This window comes from Terriglobales bacterium (assembly GCA_035651995.1).
Lineage (GTDB): Bacteria > Acidobacteriota > Terriglobia > Terriglobales > Acidobacteriaceae > DASRER01.
The window spans coordinates 20,942-39,035 of the sequence record DASRER010000039.1; the positions used below are offsets into that span (position 1 = coordinate 20,942).

At 65.5% G+C, this 18,094-nt stretch carries 14 protein-coding genes; 3 read left to right on the top strand and 11 right to left on the bottom strand.

The annotated features are described in order from the left end of the window. Positions 1-39: 39 nt before the first annotated feature. The 11 genes from VFA60_13360 to VFA60_13410 all read right to left on the bottom strand — a co-directional run bounded on the left by VFA60_13360 (position 40) and on the right by VFA60_13410 (position 12,081). Positions 40-1,089, bottom strand: a complete 1,050-nt coding sequence (locus VFA60_13360) for an FAD binding domain-containing protein (protein HZQ92777.1) — start codon at positions 1,087-1,089, stop codon at positions 40-42. An 81-nt stretch (positions 1,090-1,170) separates the two neighbouring features. Continuing rightward, the gene (locus tag VFA60_13365) at positions 1,171-3,834 is read right to left on the bottom strand and encodes a molybdopterin cofactor-binding domain-containing protein (GenBank protein HZQ92778.1); all 2,664 of its coding nucleotides are present in this window, start codon (positions 3,832-3,834) and stop codon (positions 1,171-1,173) included. Further along, the gene (locus tag VFA60_13370; GenBank protein ID HZQ92779.1) at positions 3,834-4,355 is read right to left on the bottom strand and encodes a hypothetical protein; all 522 of its coding nucleotides are present in this window, start codon (positions 4,353-4,355) and stop codon (positions 3,834-3,836) included. Before VFA60_13370 ends, VFA60_13365 begins: the two co-directional genes overlap by 1 nt. Next, positions 4,355-4,879: a (2Fe-2S)-binding protein gene (locus tag VFA60_13375; protein ID HZQ92780.1), complete on the bottom strand. Its 525-nt coding sequence runs from the start codon at positions 4,877-4,879 to the stop codon at positions 4,355-4,357. The genes VFA60_13370 and VFA60_13375 overlap by 1 nt, the downstream gene beginning before the upstream one ends. An 87-nt stretch (positions 4,880-4,966) precedes the next feature. Next, positions 4,967-5,953, bottom strand: a complete 987-nt coding sequence (locus VFA60_13380) for a CoA-transferase (protein HZQ92781.1) — start codon at positions 5,951-5,953, stop codon at positions 4,967-4,969. 10 nt (positions 5,954-5,963) lie between these two features. Further along, complete coding sequence (locus VFA60_13385) at positions 5,964-6,746, bottom strand: enoyl-CoA hydratase/isomerase family protein (protein ID HZQ92782.1); 783 nt, start codon at positions 6,744-6,746, stop codon at positions 5,964-5,966. 44 nt (positions 6,747-6,790) lie between these two features. After that, positions 6,791-7,585, bottom strand: coding sequence for a CoA-transferase (locus VFA60_13390; protein HZQ92783.1), 795 nt, complete (start codon positions 7,583-7,585; stop codon positions 6,791-6,793). 53 nt (positions 7,586-7,638) lie between these two features. After that, complete coding sequence (locus VFA60_13395; protein HZQ92784.1) at positions 7,639-8,811, bottom strand: Phenylacetic acid catabolic protein; 1,173 nt, start codon at positions 8,809-8,811, stop codon at positions 7,639-7,641. A 146-nt stretch (positions 8,812-8,957) separates the two neighbouring features. Continuing rightward, on the bottom strand, positions 8,958-10,430 hold the full coding sequence (locus tag VFA60_13400) for an aldehyde dehydrogenase family protein (GenBank protein HZQ92785.1): 1,473 nt from the start codon (positions 10,428-10,430) through the stop codon (positions 8,958-8,960). Between the two features lie 95 nt (positions 10,431-10,525). Then, positions 10,526-11,341 carry an enoyl-CoA hydratase/isomerase family protein gene (locus VFA60_13405; protein ID HZQ92786.1) on the bottom strand — a complete coding sequence of 272 codons (816 nt, stop codon included), beginning with the start codon at positions 11,339-11,341 and terminating at the stop codon, positions 10,526-10,528. A 17-nt stretch (positions 11,342-11,358) separates the two neighbouring features. Further along, entirely contained in the window at positions 11,359-12,081 is a 723-nt protein-coding gene (locus VFA60_13410; GenBank protein HZQ92787.1) for a TetR/AcrR family transcriptional regulator, read from the bottom strand. A gap of 197 nt (positions 12,082-12,278) precedes the next feature. Between VFA60_13410 and VFA60_13415 the strand changes: the two genes are divergently transcribed. The 3 genes from VFA60_13415 (at position 12,279) to VFA60_13425 (ending at position 18,072) form a co-directional block, all read left to right on the top strand. Then, positions 12,279-15,137 (top strand): PIG-L family deacetylase, encoded by a 2,859-nt coding sequence (locus VFA60_13415; protein HZQ92788.1) that lies wholly within the window; start codon positions 12,279-12,281, stop codon positions 15,135-15,137. A 25-nt stretch (positions 15,138-15,162) separates the two neighbouring features. Then, positions 15,163-16,644, top strand: a complete 1,482-nt coding sequence (locus VFA60_13420; GenBank protein HZQ92789.1) for an APC family permease — start codon at positions 15,163-15,165, stop codon at positions 16,642-16,644. A 123-nt stretch (positions 16,645-16,767) separates the two neighbouring features. After that, positions 16,768-18,072 (top strand): MFS transporter, encoded by a 1,305-nt coding sequence (locus VFA60_13425; GenBank protein ID HZQ92790.1) that lies wholly within the window; start codon positions 16,768-16,770, stop codon positions 18,070-18,072. The last annotated feature ends 22 nt before the right edge of the window (positions 18,073-18,094 follow it).

Sequence of the window (18,094 nt, forward strand, 5' to 3'; positions counted from 1 at the left end):
CAGAGAAATGAATCGTCTTTGTCTGCGTCCTCCGCGCTCTCAGCGTCCTCGGCGTTGGAAGTTCTCCACTAGCGCCGCCAGCAGCGCCCGGCGCGTGAAAACGCGGATCATCTCGCGGCGGTACTCCGGGGTCAACGCGGAGGTGGTCAGCGGCTTGGCCGTGCGCGCCGCCGCGTCGGCCACCTGCTCGGCCAGTTCCGCAACAGCCGCCGTGGACTTGCCGCCGAGGAGGCGATCGGTTCCCTTCACCAGCAGCGGCGCGGGATTCACCGCGGTGAGCGCCACGCGCGGATGCTCGATGTGGCCGTTGGCGTGGAACGCTACGGCAACGCCGGCGAGGGGATAATCAATGGACCCGCGCATCCGCAGCTTGAGGTAAGCACCGCGCATTCCGGCGGACGCAGACGGCAGGAAAACGCGCGTAACGATTTCGTTCTTCGCCAGCCGGATGCGACCGTCGCCAACGTTGGTGTACAGCTCGCTCACCGCGGCGCGCCGCGCGCCGCCGGGTCCGGCAATCTCGACTTCCGCGCCCAGGCAGAGCAGCGCAGGAGGCGTGTCGGCGCTGAACGCGGCCCAGCACTTGGTGCCGCCGGGCGCGACGTGGCACAGGTCGCCGTCCTTCTTGATGCAGAAGCCGCACGATTTCCGCCACGCCAGCGACTGGTTGTACCAGAGGCACCGCGTGTCCAGGCACAGGTTGCCGCCCAGCGTCGCCTGGTTCCGGATCACCGGCGACGCGACCGTCTTCACGGCTTCGTGCAAAACTCGAAAGCGGTCGGTGATAAGCGGTGATCGCTCAACCTCGGTCAGCGTGGTCAGCGCGCCAATCTCAACGCCGCCGTCGGGCAGCTCGCGGATCCCGCGCAGCTCGCCGATGCCGCGGATGTCGAGCACGTAGTCGGGCTCGAACAGCTTCTGCCCCATCGAAGGCACCAGGTCGGTGCCTCCGGCCAGGATCTGCACGCCGCCGCGCGCCAGCTTCGTGTTCGGCTCGGCGAGCGTTAGCGCCGGCGCATGCTTCGACAGCAGCGTGACGGCATCGCTCACCGTGCGCGGGCGCAGAAGTTGGAATCCGTTCAGGCTCATGCAGGAACTTCCACCACAGCGGCACAGAGACACAGAAAAACCACGGCAATCCTCTGCGCCTCCGTGTCTCGGTGGTAGGCGTTAATCATTCGCGGCTCGCGCCGTGGAACGCGCCGGATCGAGCTCATGCCGCTCCGGTCCTTTGCCCGCGTACCACAGCGATCCGCCATGTTCGCGGAATGTCTTCGGCTGCACCGGATCGACGCCCTCGGTCAGGTTCAGCTTCTTCTCGGCGCGCTTCGCGCGCAGCGCCGCCAGCACGCGCTCGGGCGTGAAGGGCGACTCGCGCAGCCGAACGCCGACCGCGTCGTAGATGGCATTGGCGATCGCCGGAATCGTCGCGGCGAGAGAGCCTTCGCTGCACTCCTTGGCGCCGAACGGTCCTTCGGGATCGACGCTCTCGACGATGATGCACTCGACTTCCGGCGACTCGACTGCCGAGGGCGACCGGTACTCGAGCATTCCGGGATTCATCAGCAGGCCGTCTTTCCAGACCATCTCTTCCTGGAGCGCCTGCCCCAGTCCCATCCAGACCGAGCCGATCACCTGGCCTTCGACCGAGACGGGATTGAGCGCGCGCCCGCAGTCGTGCGCCGCCCAGACCTTGTGCACCGTAACCTCGCCGGTGTCCTCGTCCACGCTGACTTCGGCCACCTGCGCTGCGTACGAGTACGCCGGCGATGGCCCCACGCCGCCGCCCTTGTGCCCGCCGCCGCGCGCCTCCTGCGGCGGCGCGTACGAACCGGTACCGGTGAGCGCGCCCTGGAAGTCGATCGCGGCAACCACAGCTTCTTCGAAAGTGAGCTGCGATTTCGGCCCTTCGTCGCGCCGCTTCTGCTGCAACGACCCGCGCAGGATCTGCCCCTCGACGCGGCCCGCGACGGTAGGACCGGAGCCAGCCGCGGAGGGGACCACCGGCACGGTTTCCGGACTGTAGGGAGCATCCTTCTTCTCGAGGATCTCCGCGGCGCGATGCGCCGGTGACGCGGCGATCTTCGCGTCTGGCGACTCGCCGCGGCGCAGCACCATGTCGCCGCGCATCACCACGTCTTCGGGCGCGCAGTTCATCTTCCGCGCCGCCGCCGCGACGATGCGCTGTTTCACCTGCTCGGCGGCGCGCAGCGTCGCGTTGCCGTTCATGAACGTGACGCGGCTGGAATACGAGCCGATGTCAATCGGCGTCAGATCGGTGTCGGCCGCGACCACTTTAACGCGCGCCAGCGAGCAGCCCAGCACCTCCGCCGCGATCTGCGCCACCATCGTGTCCGAGCCCTGACCGATGTCGCTCGCGCCCGTGTAGATGACCACGCCGCCGTCGCGGTCAATCTTGATGTTCACCGTCGAATGCGGCATGTCCGACCGGATGATGCTGTTGGCCGCGCCGCTCACGTAGTGGCTGCAGGCCAGGCCGAGTCCGCGCTTCACGCGCGAGCCGTTCGTCGCCGCGGTGTTGAGCTTGCCGCGCCGCTCCATCCACTTCGACCGCTCTACCACGCGCTCGATGCACTCCGGCAGGCCGTAACTCTGCACCCGCAGGCCATTCACCGTGATCGTCGGCGGTTTGAGCAGGTTCACGCGCCGGATCTCGGCCGGGTCGAGCCCAAGCTGCGTGGCGATCTCGTCCAGCTGCGACTCGAAGGCGAAGCGGACGTTCACCGTGCCGTGCCCGCGCATGGCGCCGCACGCGGGCTTGTTGGTGAGCACGCGGTAACCGTCGTAGCGGATGTTGGGAATGTCGTACAGCGCGCCGAGCAGCGCGCCTGAATACAGGATCGTGACCACGCCGTACGAGCAGTAACCGCCGCCGTCCTGCACCACGCGCGCCGCGACCGCCGTGATCCGCCCATCACGCTTCACACCGGTCTTCAGGTCGATAATCGTTCGCGGACGCCCGCGATGCGCCCAGAACACTTCCTCGCGCGTGTAGGTGATCTTCACCGGCGCGCGTGCCGCCCGCGCCGCTACCGCCGCGATGATCTCCAGCGGAATCACTTCGCTCTTGCCGCCGAAGCCGCCGCCGACCAGCGGCTTGATCACGCGTATCTGCGACATCGGCAGGCCAAGCACCAGCGACAGTTTGTGCTGCAGGTAGTACGGCACCTGCGTGGACGACCACACCGTCAGCCGCCCGAGCTGTCCGGTGTGCGGGTCAAGGTCGAAGCTGGCGAGCGTGGAGTGCGGCTCCATCGCCGCGTGCGTGACCTCGTTGGCCAGGTAGCGCTGCTCGGCCACCCAATCCGCCTGCGCGAAGCCCGCGTCCGGATCGCCGAAGACGTGGTGATAGTCCTTCTCGATGTTGTGCGGCTTGTGATCGTGGATCAGGTCGCGCTCCGCCTTCATCGACTGCTCGGGATCGAAGTACGCCGGCAGCAGCTCGTACTCGACATCGATCAGCTCGAGCGCGCGCTCGGCCGTGGCTTCATCCACGGCCGCGACGCAGGCCACGTTGTCGCCCACGTAGCGGACCTTGTCGAGCGCCAGCGCATGCTCATCGTGGCCGACGGGAAGGATGCCGTAGGGCGTAGGCGCGTCTTTGCCGGTAACGACCGCGATGACGCCCTCCAGCCCCATCGCCTTCGACGCGTCAATGCGCTTGATGCGCGCATGCGGATGCGGCGAGTGCAGGATCTTCCCCACGAGCATGCCGGGAAGCGACAGGTCGTCGGCGTACTTCCCCGAGCCCGTCGTCTTGCCCGCTGCGTCCACGAACGCGATCGGCTTGCCGATGATGGAAAAGTCAGACATCAGTTCTCGGTTCTCAGTTCTCGGTCCTCAGCCTTTGGTAAAGGCGCCTTCTTCATCGCCTTGCTCTCGCGGTCCCAGTAGAACAACTCAGGCGCATCGTTGCCCTGCAACAGGCGCACCGCCGGCCGCTTCAGCACGACTTTCGCTGGAACGCCGTTCTTGCACGCGTCGTTCGCCGCGTCTTTGCCGCATGCCGTCTCAACCGTAGCCGGCTTAACCAGCTCGATCCGCCGGTCGCCGAACTTGCCGACTGCCGCGCTCTCCAGCTTCGCCCAGCGCGATGTGGCTGTCGTGTAGACGAACAGCCCTGAAGCGCGTCCGGGATCGTCGGCGAGGATGATGGCCATGTCCGGCTTGCCGTCGCCGTCAAAGTCGGCGCGCAGCAGGACGTCGACCGGCTTCCGCTCGGCCATCTCGGTGCCGGCCAGCTTGTGCCAGCCGAAGGGGACGTCTTTTTGGGCAAACGCGGCTGTTGTCGCCAATAGCATCAACATCGCGACCGCCGCTGACTTCCAGCGCATCACTTCACCTCCCGGGCGGCCATTTCGCCAGCACGGCCCTTTCGCTCCGCTACGATCGCCGCGCGGATCGCCTGGTACATCTGCGAGTATCCGGTGCAGCGGCACAGGTTCCCGCTGAGCGCGTGACGGATTTCGTCCTCGCTGGGATCAGGGTTTTCCGCCAGCAGCGCGTCGACGGTCATCATGAATCCCGGTGTGCAGTAACCGCACTGCGCGCCGCCCCAGTCACCGTAGGCCTTTTGCAGCGCGGCCAGCGCGCCGTGCTCGGCCAGGCCCTCGACGGTGGTGATCTCGTGGCGCTCGTCTTCGTCGCTCTGGCAGCTCGCAGCCAGCAGCGCGCAGGAGAGCACGGGCACACCGTCGAGCTGCACCGTGCAGGCGCCGCACGAGGAGTCGTCGCAGCCGCGCTTCGACCCGGTCAGGCCCAGGTCCTGGCGCAGCGCGTCGAGCAGCAGCTTCGACGGCTCGACGGCGATCTCGTGCGCGCGTCCGTTGACGCGCAGCGTGATGAGTGTCTTCTTCACCTGTTCAATTCTTAACCGCGGAGGCGCTCGGACCAGGAGGCTTCTGTTTCGTTTGTCTCCGTGGTCCCGCGTCTCCGCGGTTGAAACTCAGTAGCCATAGTCCGCGGCGGCCGCGTATGCGTGCTGCTTCACACCCAGCTCCTCCACGCGGCAGGCGCCGAGCTGGTTGATGTACTCGCGCCGGTCGGCGACGCCGTGCACCCAGCGCGCCGCCCACGCCTGGAAGTCCGCCGGCGTCTTCGACTGCTCGTGATACTGGCGAAACATGGCGTCGTCGCGCTTGTAATGGCCCTGCACCGGCGAAGGATGCGCCCCGAACGGCTCGTGCACGACGGCCGTGACCAGGAATCCCGGAATCACTGTGCGGTTCGGATCGCTGGCAATGACCTCAGGCGCGGCGATCTCTTCCGCGACCACGATCACCCGCTTCGCCGCCTTCACCGCCTCCAGCATCACGCCGAAATTTCCCCAGCAGTGCGCGTTGCCTTCGGCGTCGGCGCGCTGCACATGAACGATCGTGACGTCAGGATTCAGGGCGCGCACCGCCAACAGCGGCTGCATCACCGCAGGGGACGATGGCTGGCCGTCGCCGCTGACCGGGCCGATGGCTACTTCCGTCTCCGCGAACGGCGACATGATCGGACGAAAGAAATGGTTGCCCTTCGCCACGTCGCTGCCCTGCGCGGTGCGCGTGGGCAGGAACGGCACGCCCATGGCGCCGGCCTGCAGCGCCAGCGCGATGGTGAAGTTCGTCATGTTGATGACGTTCAGCTTTTCGCCCGGCGTTCCCGGGTTTTCTTCTTCACAGGCACGCCGAAAGTTGTACGCCGAGCCCATCATTACGTTCCCGACCCAGGCGGCGATCACGCGCGCCACGCATCCGGCGCCGATCATCTGGTCGAAAAGAATGTCGGAGATCGGCCCGACCAGCGTCAGCCCGCGGCGCCGCTGGCGCATGATCTCGTGTCCAGCGGCGAACGGGATCATCTGCTCGAGCTGGAGCCCGAGCGCGACCGTCGCCCCGTCGGGGAGGAGGTCGGCGATCGCAGCGCGCATGGAGGTAAGCTTGCTCATTTCCCCTTGCTCATTTCCCTTTCCACATAGGCGCGCGCTTCTCCATCCACGCCTGGATGCCTTCCACCGAGTCGGCCGTCTTCACCAGCTCGTTCAGGTAAATCTGCTCGGCGCGGGCCAGGCCCTTGTCGAAGTGCATCGAGTCCCAGGAATAAAACGCTTTCTTGGCCAGGCCGAGGGCGACCGAACTCAGCGGATCCAGGTGCGCCACCGCGTCGTCCACCAGCGACTCGAGTTCCTCGGTGCGGGCCGCGCGCGTGGCCAGGCCGATGGCGAGGGCCTCGTCGCCCGAGATCTGCCGGCCGGTGAAGATCAGCTCGGCGGCGCGCTTGGGGCCGACCACCGACGCCAGCGCCGCGGCAGCGACCGGCGGAAAGCACGCCAGCTTGATCTCAGGAAATGCCCACGACGCGTTACGCGCCGTGTAGACCATGTCGCAGACCAGCGCTAGTTCCGCGCCGCCGCCCAGGCAGGCGCCTTCCACCTGCGCGATGGTGATCTTCGGCGTTGCAAGCATCGCACGGATGACGCTGTGAAACTTCACCAGCATGCCCTGGACCTTGTCGGGCGTGTGCGCCGCAATGTCCACGCCGGCGGAGAACTGCTTGCCGGCGCCCCGAATCACCACCGCGGTCACGCCGGGCCGCTCCACCTGCTCCATCACGGCGATCAGCTCGTCCATCATCTGAAGGTCGATCACGTTCAGCGGCGGGTTGGAGAGCGTGACGCGCGCCACCGGCCCTTCGAGGTCCAGCGTGAGCCGCTGGAGTTGAGTTGTGGTGTCAATCTTCATTGTGGTCCGCGTTCAGCCGCGCTTGTCCGCGCGGTATGCGTTTCCTATTTCGTCCAGAAACCCTCGCGATCGTAGTCGCGGATGGCGCGAAGCTCGTCGTCGCCGGGCGGGTCCGTGGTCTTCACATTCCCGCTGACGCGCAGCTTCCAGCCGGTGTTGGCCAGAACGTCGTCCACGCTGACGCCCGGATGCACTGAGTCGAGATACGCTTCGCCGCGCTCATCGAATCGCAAAACACACTTGGTCGTGATCACCGCCGCCGGCCCGCCGCGCGGCAGGCCGACGCGCCTGCGCCAGTTGCCGCCTTCGCCGTTTCCCGGGCTTGTGATGTAGCCCACGCGCTCCGGCAGACGGCGCTTGGAGTGCTCCAGCAGGACGACAAAACGCTGCGCGAGTGACGCAATGTCGCACGCGCCGCCGGAACCGGGCAGGCGCACGAATTGCTCGCTGCCGCCGCCGACCTGGGTTGAATTCAGGTTTCCGAAGCGATCTACCTCGGCCGCGCCGAGAAAGCCGAGATTCACACGGCCCGACTGCAGCAGCGACATGACCTCCATCATCGCGACGCACTGCGTGGCGCCGACGATGTTGGGCGGATCGGCCATGGTGTAGATCAGCTCGCGCGCCGGTGTGGAGCGGATCACGCCGTTCTCGAACAGCCCGATGGCGTTGGGCGCATGCGTCTGCTTGGCCACGACAAAGGCGATCAGCGGCAGCCGCATGCCCACAAACACAACTTCGCCGTCGCCGATCTCACGCGCCGCGGCCGCCACCATCAGCTCGCCCATGGTGGACCGTTGCCAGGCTGCCTGCGCCGTTACCGTGTTCACGGTCGTCATAGAAAAGACAGGCTCCGCGCTCTGGCCGACAGCGAGCCGGACACGGAGAGCGTCTACAGGTTGATTGCCTGCTTTCTCGGCTCGGCGATCGTGGCCAGCGGGTCGCGCGCTCCCTGCTTCGGCATAATCCACTTCTTCTCGCTGCTCAGGATGTCGAGCAGCAGCTTCTTGTCTGCCGCTGTCGGCAAAAAGGAATCGAGCTGCTGCTTGTATTCCTTTTCCTCCATCGGCTCGCCCGTCTGCGGATGGAACATCTGCCCCGCCCAGCGCCCGATCGCGCGGTTGAACTTGATGTGCGGCGCGTACAGGCGCGGATCCTCGGGACGCAAGTGGCCGTTCAGGCGCTCCACCAGGCCCGCGACTTCGTCATGGTATAGCTTACGGTTATAGTCGTTGAGGTCGCTGAGATCGGCTTCGGTTTCGTTCTTCGGCTCGTCGTAGCGGCCCTTCACGCCCCACACGTAGGCCCAGTGCGCCGACGACGAGTTGTCGGTGCCGAACAGGTCGTGCGAAGTGGAGATCCACTTGTTCAGATATTTCTGCATCAGCCACGCGGGCACCACGCCCGCTTCGACAATTCGCCGCAAGCCGTCGTTGCCCGTACCCATGTGGAACGCTTCTTCGCGCAGCATGTACGACATCGAACGTCCCAGCGGAGCGAACGCCGAGTACTTCAGCATCTGGAGCTGGAACTTGCCGTCGCGGTCCACGAAGTCGGTGTAGGTGTAGAAGTCGAGCCAGTTGTCGACATCTTCATTGAAGGCCCCGAGCAGGCGCTTGTTCTCGAAGGCGCGCCGCTCCAGCATCTTCTGCGCCTCAACCTTGCCGGAGTGGCCAAAGTGCTCCACCAGCAGCGCGCACATCTGCCAGCCGTGGCGCATTTCTTCCACCATCACGCGCACGAGCGCGTTGCGGTCGTAATCGGAGGGCGCGCTTTCGAAAAGGAAGCGCTGCTGCTCCACCGAGGCGAACTCGGTATCGCCCTGATAGACGATGAGGTTCATCAGCGCGTCGCGAATCTGCTGGTTCGGAACGCCGCGCAGCGTCTCCCACTTGCGCCGGCCCTTGTAGTGTCCGAACTGGATCTCTTCCGTCTCGATGGCGCCGTAGAGCGTTTCGAACTTGAAGCCGCCGGTTTCCGAAACGTCCACGCCGATGTCTTTCTTCCATGCCTCGAACAGGCCAACCCAGTCGGAGAAAGTGTTGATCTTTGTCGCCGTCTGCATAAATCAATCATTCCTCATCAATTTGAAGCGCCCATCGCCTTCACTGACGCCCAATCCCCTGGGTCGGCTGAGATTCAACTTTCTGCCCAGCAGGCCACCGCCAGTACCACGGCCGCCGCAATGAGGACGTCCATCGCGCTGCTCCGCTACAGGCTCAGCCACACGCTCTTTACTTCGGTGTAGTTGTCCAGCGCCACGGCGCCGAGCTCGCGCCCAAAACCCGACTGCTTGTAGCCGCCGAAGGGCAGCGCCACGTCGTACAGGTTGTAAGCGTTCACCCACACCGTTCCCGCCTTCAGCCGGCGCACAATGGCGTGGGCCTTGCGTACGTCGCTGGTCCAGACGGCCGCCGCCAGCCCATAAACGTTCTGGTTGGCGATGTCGGCCACCTGCTCGACGTCGTCGAAAGGAATGGTCGCCAGCACCGGCCCAAAGATTTCTTCCTGCGCGATCTTCATGCGGTTGTCGACATCATCGAAGATGGTCGGCTCGAGGAAGTATCCCTTGCCGCCGTCCACCGAAGCGCGCTTGCCCCCGGCAACCAGCCTGGCGCCTTCGCCCTTGCCGGCCTCGATGTAGCCGAGCACGGTGTTCATCTGCTGCTCGCTGACGATGGCGCCCAGGCGCGTCTTGGGATCGAGCGGATCGCCGGGCTTGAGCTTCCTGGCGCGGTCCACCAGCTTGGACATGAACTCGTCATGGATTTTGCGCTCGACGAACAGCCGCGAACCGGCGGCGCAAACTTCGCCCTTGCCATAAAAAATGCCGGTGGTCGCCCCCTTGACGGCCTCGTCCATGTTGGCGTCGGCCAGCACGATGTTGGGAGACTTGCCGCCCAGCTCCAGGGTCACGCGCTTGACCGTGTCGGCGGCGGCGCGCATCACTTCTTTGCCCACTGCGGTCGAACCGGTGAAGGCGACCTTGTCCACTCCCGGATGCTTCACCAGGCCCATCCCGACAACGCTTCCCGGTCCGGGAAGAACGTTGATCACGCCCGGCGGGACCCCGGCTTCCATCATCAGCTCGCCCACGCGCAGCGCCGTCAGCGAGGTCTGCGACGCCGGCTTCCAGATGACGGTGTTGCCGCAGGCCAGCGCCGGCGCGATCTTCCACGACGCCAGCAGCAGCGGAAAATTCCACGGGACGATGGCGGCGACCACGCCAAGCGGCTCGCGCAGCGTGTACGTAAAAGCGTTGGGCCGCGAGTTGATGGTTTCGCCGTGAATTTTCGTGGCGAAACCCGCGTAGTAGCGGAAAACGTCGCACACCATGGGAACGTCGACGTAACGCGACTCGAAGATCGGCTTGCCGTTGTCGAGCGTCTCGAGTTCGGCGACCTCGTCAATGTTCTTCTCGATGAGGTCGGCGATCTTCCAGAGCAGCTTGCCGCGCTCCCCGGCCGGCATTTTCTGCCACGGGCCGCCGGGATCGTCGAATGCGCGGCGCGCCGCCTTCACGGCGCGATCGACATCTTCACCGGTTGCCGCGGCGATTTGCGTCAGCACTTCGCCGGTCGCGGGATTGATGGTGTCGAAGGTCTTGCCATCGGACGAAAAAACCCATTCGCCGCCGATCAGCAGCTTGCCGGGAGCTATTCTGGCTTTGGTGGCTGCAATCATTGTCAGTTCTCAGTTCTCGGTTCGCCGTTCTCAGTTACGCAAGCCGGTGGCTGGCCATCGGGCCGTCGCTCCAAGCCAAAAGCTATAGCTAACAGCTATTTCGCCCTGAACTCCGCCGGCCGCTTCTCCACGTAGGCGCTCAGGCCCTCTTTCGCGTCCTGGCTCTTGAACAAAAGCGATTGGAGCTCGCGCTCAATCGCCAGCGCCGCCTCCAGCGGGATCTCCCACCCGGTCTGCACCGAGCGCTTGATGTGGCCCACCGCCATCGCCGCCTTGTTCGGCGGGCAGAACTGGCGCGCGTATTCGAGCACGTTTTCCATGAAGCCCTCGCGCTCGAAGATGTCGTTGATGATCCCCATGTCCTTCGCTTCTTCGAAGCTGAAGGTGTTGCCGGTGACCATCAGCTCAATCGCTTTCGACTTGCCTACCAGCCGCGACAGCCGCTGCGTCCCGCCGGTGCCGGGCAGCACGCCGAGGTTGACTTCGGGCAGGCCGATCTTGCCGGCGTCTTTGCGCGCGATGCGCAGGTCGCACGACATGGCGATCTCCAGGCCCCCGCCCACGCAGTGTCCATTGATCGCCGCGATCACCAGCTTGGGCGTGTGCTCCAGCCGCAGCAGCGTCTCGTTGGCGTGCAGGCAGAAGTAGTACTTGAACACCGGGTCCACGCTGGCCAGCATCTTGATGTTGGCGCCGGCGGAAAAAAACTTGTCGCCCGCCCCGGTCAGCAGCATGACGTGCACGTTGTTGTCGAAGCGCGCCTTCAGGATCGCCTCGTCGAGCTGCCGGTTCATCTCGTAGGTGTAGGTGTTCGCCGGCGGATCGGTCATGGTGATGATGGCCACGCCATCGTCCACGCGGTACTGCACCAGTTCCCTGGTCGCCTCGGCGGTCTGTGTTGTAGTTGCCATGCGCGTTCTCCTGAATGCTAGTGAGCTGCTGTTCTGTTTGCCCATCTCTTGCGCCGCTTTGTCGTGCCGCGGCCGTTGCTGGCGGAGAGCCCATAAAGAAAGATGTCGCCCATCTGGCGGGCGAGCGCGCCGGCGTCGCCGTCGGTGCGCGGCCGGTGCCAGGTGTAGATCCAGTTCATCATGCCGAAAAGGCTGAGGACGGCGATGCGGATCTCCGCGTCGTTCGCGTGACGGCGACCGCCGTTCGCCGCGCCCGATTTTACGCTCCCGCCGCGCTTCCAGTCCGCCACCAGCCCAACGCAGATGCGGTAATACTCACGCTTGATGGCGGCGATCTCGGCGCCGGCGGCGCCCCGCAGCACGTCGTCCTCGTGCGAGAGAACGCTCATCGCTTCCGAATTGGCCAGGAAGTATTCCAGATGGTTGTGAATGAAGATGCGGATGCGCTGCTCGGGATCGCGCACGCCCGCGAGCCGCTGCCGCAGCGTGTCAACCACCGTGCGGAAGGTGTGCTTCTGGATCAGGTAAAGCAGCTTCTCTTTCGACTCGAAGTAGTAATAAAGACCGGCCAGCGACATGCCCGTGGCGCGCGAAAGGTCGCGCATGCTGGCGCCTTCGTATCCTTTTTCGCAGAAAACCTCGGTCGCATGGCGCAGGATCTCCGCCATGCGGCGGTCGAAGCGGGAATCGCCGTTGGGCGAAGCGCCAGGCGCCGGAGTTGGGGTCGTCAGCAAGGCCACGAGGAACAATTCGAACGTTCGTTCGAATCCTCACAGTATAGAAATGTGCGGCCCTCCGGTCAAGTTGTCCCGGTCCGCCCTGGCGTCGTCGGGCTCCGCGTTTGGACTTCCCGTCCGCCGGGCCCGAAGTTGTCTGCATCGCCGGGCTCCCTGTACAACTCTAAGCACCGGAAGCGGACCCCCGGAGGACCTTTCGCATGCCGTTCGTCTCCGCGCCCTGGGCGCGCCAGGCCGTCACCAATCTGCTCATCGTCGTACTCATCGTTTCACTCCTCACGTTGCCCCTTTCAGCCCAACAGGCTTCCGGCACGGCGCAGGCGGTCCCCGCACCCACCACCCAGGCGCCGGCGCCGGTTGCGCCCCCGGTCCTGCCCAATGTATGGGCCGCCGGCCCGCTCGCGCAGGACACCGGGTTCAATGCCGTCTATCAGGACCTGGTCAAGCTGCGCACCACCGGCCGCCTGCTGCACGTCACCGCTCACCCCGACGACGAGGACGGCGGCCTGCTCACGCTGGCCTCGCGCGGCTTGGGCGCCAGCGTGATGCTGGCCACGCTGAATCGCGGCGAAGGCGGGCAAAACAAGTTCGGCAGCGAACTGTTCGACGAACTCGGCATTCTGCGCACGCTCGAGCTGGTCGCCGCCGACCAGTACTACGGCTGCGAGCAGCGCTTCACCCGCGTCGCCGACTTCGGGTTCTCCAAGAACGCCGCCGAGACGTTTCAAAAGTGGGGCGGGCACGATGTCGCGCTCGGCGACCTGGTGCGCATCATCCGCAGCTTCCGCCCTGACGTGATCACCACCGCCTTCACCGGCACACCACGCGATGGCCACGGCAACCACGAAGCGTCTGCGATCCTGGCGCAGGAAGCTTTCCGCGCCGCTGCCGATCCGGCGCGTTTTCCCGAGCAGCTTCGCGAAGGCTTGCTGCCGTGGCGTGCTTCAAAACTCTACCTGCGCGCGCGCGGCGACGAGGCCACGCTGCGCATGAACACCGGCGTCTACGCGCCGGTATTGGGTTCCAGTTACGTGCAGTTCGCGCTGGAGGGGCTGGCGCACCAGATCTCGCAGGGCACCGGCGGCCTGCGCGTGCCGCCCGGCGATCGCTTCAGCGGCTACCGGCTGGCGGACTCAGCCAATGGCCTGCTGCCCTCGGCCGACAAGCAACTCTTCGACTTCGTGGATACTTCCCTGCCCGGACTGGCGTCGCGCCTCGGCCCGGAGCAGAGCAAGGTGCCTTTTCTCCGCCGCGCGCTGGAGGCGATCGACGGCAACGCTCAGCAGGCGATCGCCGGCTTCACTCTGTCAAATCCATCGCGCGCCGCGGGGCCTCTGCTGGAAGGCGTGGCGAACCTGCAGGACACCATCGCCAAAGTCGCGGCGTCCACCATCGACCCTGCGCCCAAGCTCGATCTGCTCACCCACTTGCGCACCAAGCTCGAACAATTCCAGAAGGCCGCCGCCGATGCGCTCGGCCTGGCGCTCACGGCCAGCGTCGATCCGCCGCAGAACGCGCCGCAACAGGGCTTCTTCCGCTTCGAGCAAACGTTCCTCATGGCATATCCCGGCCAGACGTTCACCCTGACGGCGCACTTCTACAATCGCAGCCAGCAGAACGTCGACACGCCGCAGTTCGAGCTGCTCGCGCCGGCCGGCTGGAAGTGGGAGATGACGACCTTTGCGCCGCAGCATGGCGCCATCGTTCCCAACGGCGAGGCGAGCGCCCAGTTTTCAGTCACCGTTCCGGAAAACGCCGAATACACCAAGCCTTATTTTCATCGCAACGACCCGCAGCAGGAAAACGCGTATACGATTGACGATCCGCGATGGCTCACACAGCCCTTCGCGCCGCCGCCGCTGATCGTCCGCGTGCGCTACACCACCGGCCCCAACGACCGGAGTGGTGAAATGAATTCCGCCGTGCAGGTGAAGTACGTGGATCCCATCTACGGTCAGCAGCAGCGCCCCATGCCGGTCGGGCCGCCACTCTCGGTGGAGCTGGAGCCGCCCACGCAAGTCGTGCCCACCCAAGGCGCGGGCGCGACGCACGTACGCGTGGGCGTGCGCAACAACGTAATAGGGGGCGCGAAGGCAACGCTGCGCCTGGAAGCGCCCTCAGGATGGAAATTCACGCCCGCTTCTCTGCCGGTGAGCTTCAGCGCCGACGGTGAATATCAGGCATTCGACTTCACCGTCACGCCGCCGCAACTCAGCGAGCGCCGATATCAGGTCAAGGCCGTGCTCGACTACAACGGCAAGCAGGTTCGCGACGGATACCGCGTGGTGACCCGCCACGACCTGGGCGCTTACTACTACTACCATCCCGCCGAGCAGAACGTGAGCGCCGTGCAAGTCAAGACGCCGCCGCGTCTGCGCGTGGGCTACATCATGGGCGCCGGCGACGATATTCCTCCCGTGCTGAGGCAGGTCGGGATCAACGTCTCGCTCATCCCGCCGCAAGAGCTGGCTTCCGGCGACTTGAGCGTCTACGACGCCATCGTGCTCGGCATCCGCGCCTACGACGTCCGCACCGACGTGCGCGAGCACAACCGCCGTCTGCTCGGCTACGTCTCCGCTGGCGGCCGTCTGATCGTGCAGTACAACGCCCAGACAGCGCTGTTCAACGCCGGGCACTACACCCCGTATCCGGCGACGCTGGGCAGCGACCGCGTCACGGTGGAAGAAGCGCCGGTGGAAGTGCTGGCTGCGCAGGATTCCGTCTTCCACGCGCCGAACCACATCACCGCCCACGACTTCGACGGCTGGGTGCAGGAGCGCGGCCTCTACTTCATGCACGATTGGGACGCGCGCTACACGCCGCTGCTCGCTTCCCACGATCCGGGCGAGTCTCCGCTCAAGGGCGGGCTGCTCGTGGCCCGGTACGGCAAAGGCACATGGATCTACACCGGCTACGCCTTCTTCCGGCAGCTGCCGGCCGGCGTGCCGGGGGCGACGCGATTGTTCGTGAATCTCCTGGGGCCAGGTAAAGTTCACGGTCCACCGTCTGCAGTTCACGGTAACGGCGCTTCACGTGGTTCGCTTGACGGTGGACTGTGAACTGTAAACTGTGAACTCGCCATCCATGCCCACCGCCGCCGAGCAGCAACAACCAGCCTCCCGCCTCATCCGCGGCGTCGGCCTCCGGGAAGCCACCGCGCTGAACATGATTGACATGATCGGCGTCGGCCCGTTCATCACCATTCCCCTCATCGTGAGCGCCATGGGAGGACCGCAGGCCATGCTGGGATGGATTCTCGGCGCCGTCTTCGCCATGTGCGACGGCATGGTCTGGGCAGAACTGGGCGCCGCCATGCCCGCCGCCGGCGGCTCGTACTGGTATCTGAAGGAAATCTACGGCCCGAAGTCGCTCGGCCGCCTGCTCAGCTTCCTCTTCATCTGGCAGCTCTCGTTCAGCGCGCCCCTTTCCATTGCGTCGGGCGGAATCGGTTTGGCGCAATACGCCGGATACATCTGGAAGCCGCTGACCGCCACCTTGGCTTCGCGCAGCTTCGTTGCCAGCATTCCCGGCCTCGGCCCGCTGGAATTGCGCGTGCTCATCACCGCGGGGACGTGGGTTGCCGTGGGCACGGTGGCGCTCGCCACGGTCCTGCTTTATCGCCGCATCACCGTGATCGGGACGCTCTCCAAATTCCTCTGGGTTGGCGTCGTGGGCACGGTCGCATGGGTCATCTTCGCCGGACTCACGCACTTCGACGCGTCCAAGGCGTTCCGCTTTCCTCCCGGAGCGTTCACGCTCTCGCACAATTTCTTCACCGGGCTGGGCGCGGCCATGCTGATCGCCGCCTACGACTACTGGGGTTACTACAACGTGTGCTTCCTGGGCGAAGAAATTCGCGACCCCGGGCGCAATATCCCGCGCGCCGTGCTCTATTCGATTGCCGCCGTCGCCGCAATCTACATCGTGATGAACATCAGCATCCTCGGCGTGGTGCCCTGGCAGGAGATGATGGAGGCCGCCGGAAGCGAAGAGCGCTTCTACATCGTCAGCGTTTTCATGGAGCGCATTTACGGACCTGGGGCCGCACTTCTGGTGACGGCGCTCATCATGTGGACGGCCTTCGCCTCGGTTTTTTCGCTGATGCTGGGATACTCGCGCGTCCCCTACGCGGCCGCGCTCGACGGCAACTACTTTTCCGCCCTCGCGCGCGTTCATCCCGCCGGACGCTTTCCCAGCGTGTCGCTGCTGGCGCTGGGCGTGGTGGCGGCCGCGTTCTGCTTCCTGCGGTTGCAGGACGTAATCGCGGCGCTGGTCGTGATCCGAATCCTGCTGCAGTTCCTGTTGCAGGCCGTCGGCGTGATCGTGCTGCGCCGCCGCCGGCCTGAGCTGCCTCGTCCCTTCCGGATGTGGCTTTATCCCATCCCCGCGCTGCTGGCAGCGGCTGGATTCATCTATGTTCTGGTTTCCCGACCGAACGCGTTCAAAGAGATACGCTATGCCGCCGTTCTCGTCGCCGTCGGCCTCGTCCTTTATATGTGGCGAGCGTGGCGACGGCGCGAATGGCCGTTTGCGGCTGCATCCTTAGGCTCTGGCGAACCGGCGTGACATCGCTGTCATTCGCCGTCCTTTGCGGCCATGCGGTAAAGAAGTTGTTTCGTTTTGACGGCTCACGAATCTGCTTTTCAGGAATCTATAGAAAAGCTATACCGTTCAAGGTGACGAGGCGCGATGGGACAAGCCGGCATGGCTGACGTGCGCGAACAGGTCAGGGGCCAGTACCAGGAGCAGGCGCACGCCGGGCCGGCCCTGGAGCCCCTGCGCGAGCCGCTGTTCCGCTCTCTTTGGATCGCCGCCGTCATCTCCTACACCGGCACGTGGATGCAGAACGTGGGCGCGGGCTGGCTCATGACCTCGCTCACCATGGACCAGCCGCGCGCGCCCCTCATGGTCGGCCTGGTGCAGGCCGCCACCAGCCTTCCCGTGTTCCTCGTGGTTCTGGTCGCCGGCGCCCTCGCCGACATGGTGGACCGCCGCCGCCTGCTGCTCACCGCGCAAATCTGGATGACGCTCGCCGCCGCCGCCCTCGGCGTCCTCACGCTGCTGGGCATGGTCGGCCCGTGGACGCTGCTCGCCTTCACCTTCCTGCTCGGCTTCGGCAACGTGATGAACGATCCCGCTTGGCAGGCGATCACGCCGGAAATCGTCTCCGCCCGATGTTTTGCCGCAGCCGTCGCGCTCAACTCCGCCGGATTCAATGTAGCTCGCGCCGTCGGCCCGGCAATTGGCGGCGTGGTGGTTGCCATGGCCGGATCAGGCGCCGCCTTCCTGCTCAACGCAGCTTCCTTCCTCGGCGTCATCGTTTTTCTCTATCGCTGGAAGCGCGCGCCTCAGGCTTCGAATCATCCCGCGCAGCGCGTGTGGCATGCCGTCGGGGCCGGACTCGATTACATTCGCGGCGCCCCGGCGGTTCGCGCCGTTCTGGTGCGCACCGGACTGTTCAGCCTCTTCGCCAGCGCGCTCTGGGCCATGCTGCCGCTCATCGCGAAAGAGCACGGCTCGATCGGGTTCGGAACGCTGGTGGCATGCCTGGGAGCGGGCGCCGTCGTGGGCGCCACGCTGATTCCGGCGCTGCGCCGCCGGATGTCGCTCAATCGCCTCGTCGCCCTCGCCACCGCCGTGTTCGCGGTCGTGACATGTGTTGCCGGCGTTGTCCGGGTGTTTCCGGTGCTCTGCCTGGTCCTGTTCCTCGGCGGGATGGCGTGGCTCAGCATCCTGGCCAGCCTGAATCTTTCGGCGCAGACCATGTCGCCGCAGTGGGTGCGCGCCCGCGCTCTCTCGGCGTATCTTCTTGTGCTGCAGGGCGGCATGGCGGCCGGCGGCGCGCTCTGGGGCGCGCTGGCCGGCGAAATCGGTATCACCCGGGCGCTCGCCGTCGCGGCGGCAGGCCTGACGATGGGATTGCTTTTCGCCCGCCGCTATCGCCTTGGCGCTGCGTGGGTGGAGCTTCCGCCCCCGGTTACCACCGGGGCATGAGATTCATTTCGCGGCGCTCGAA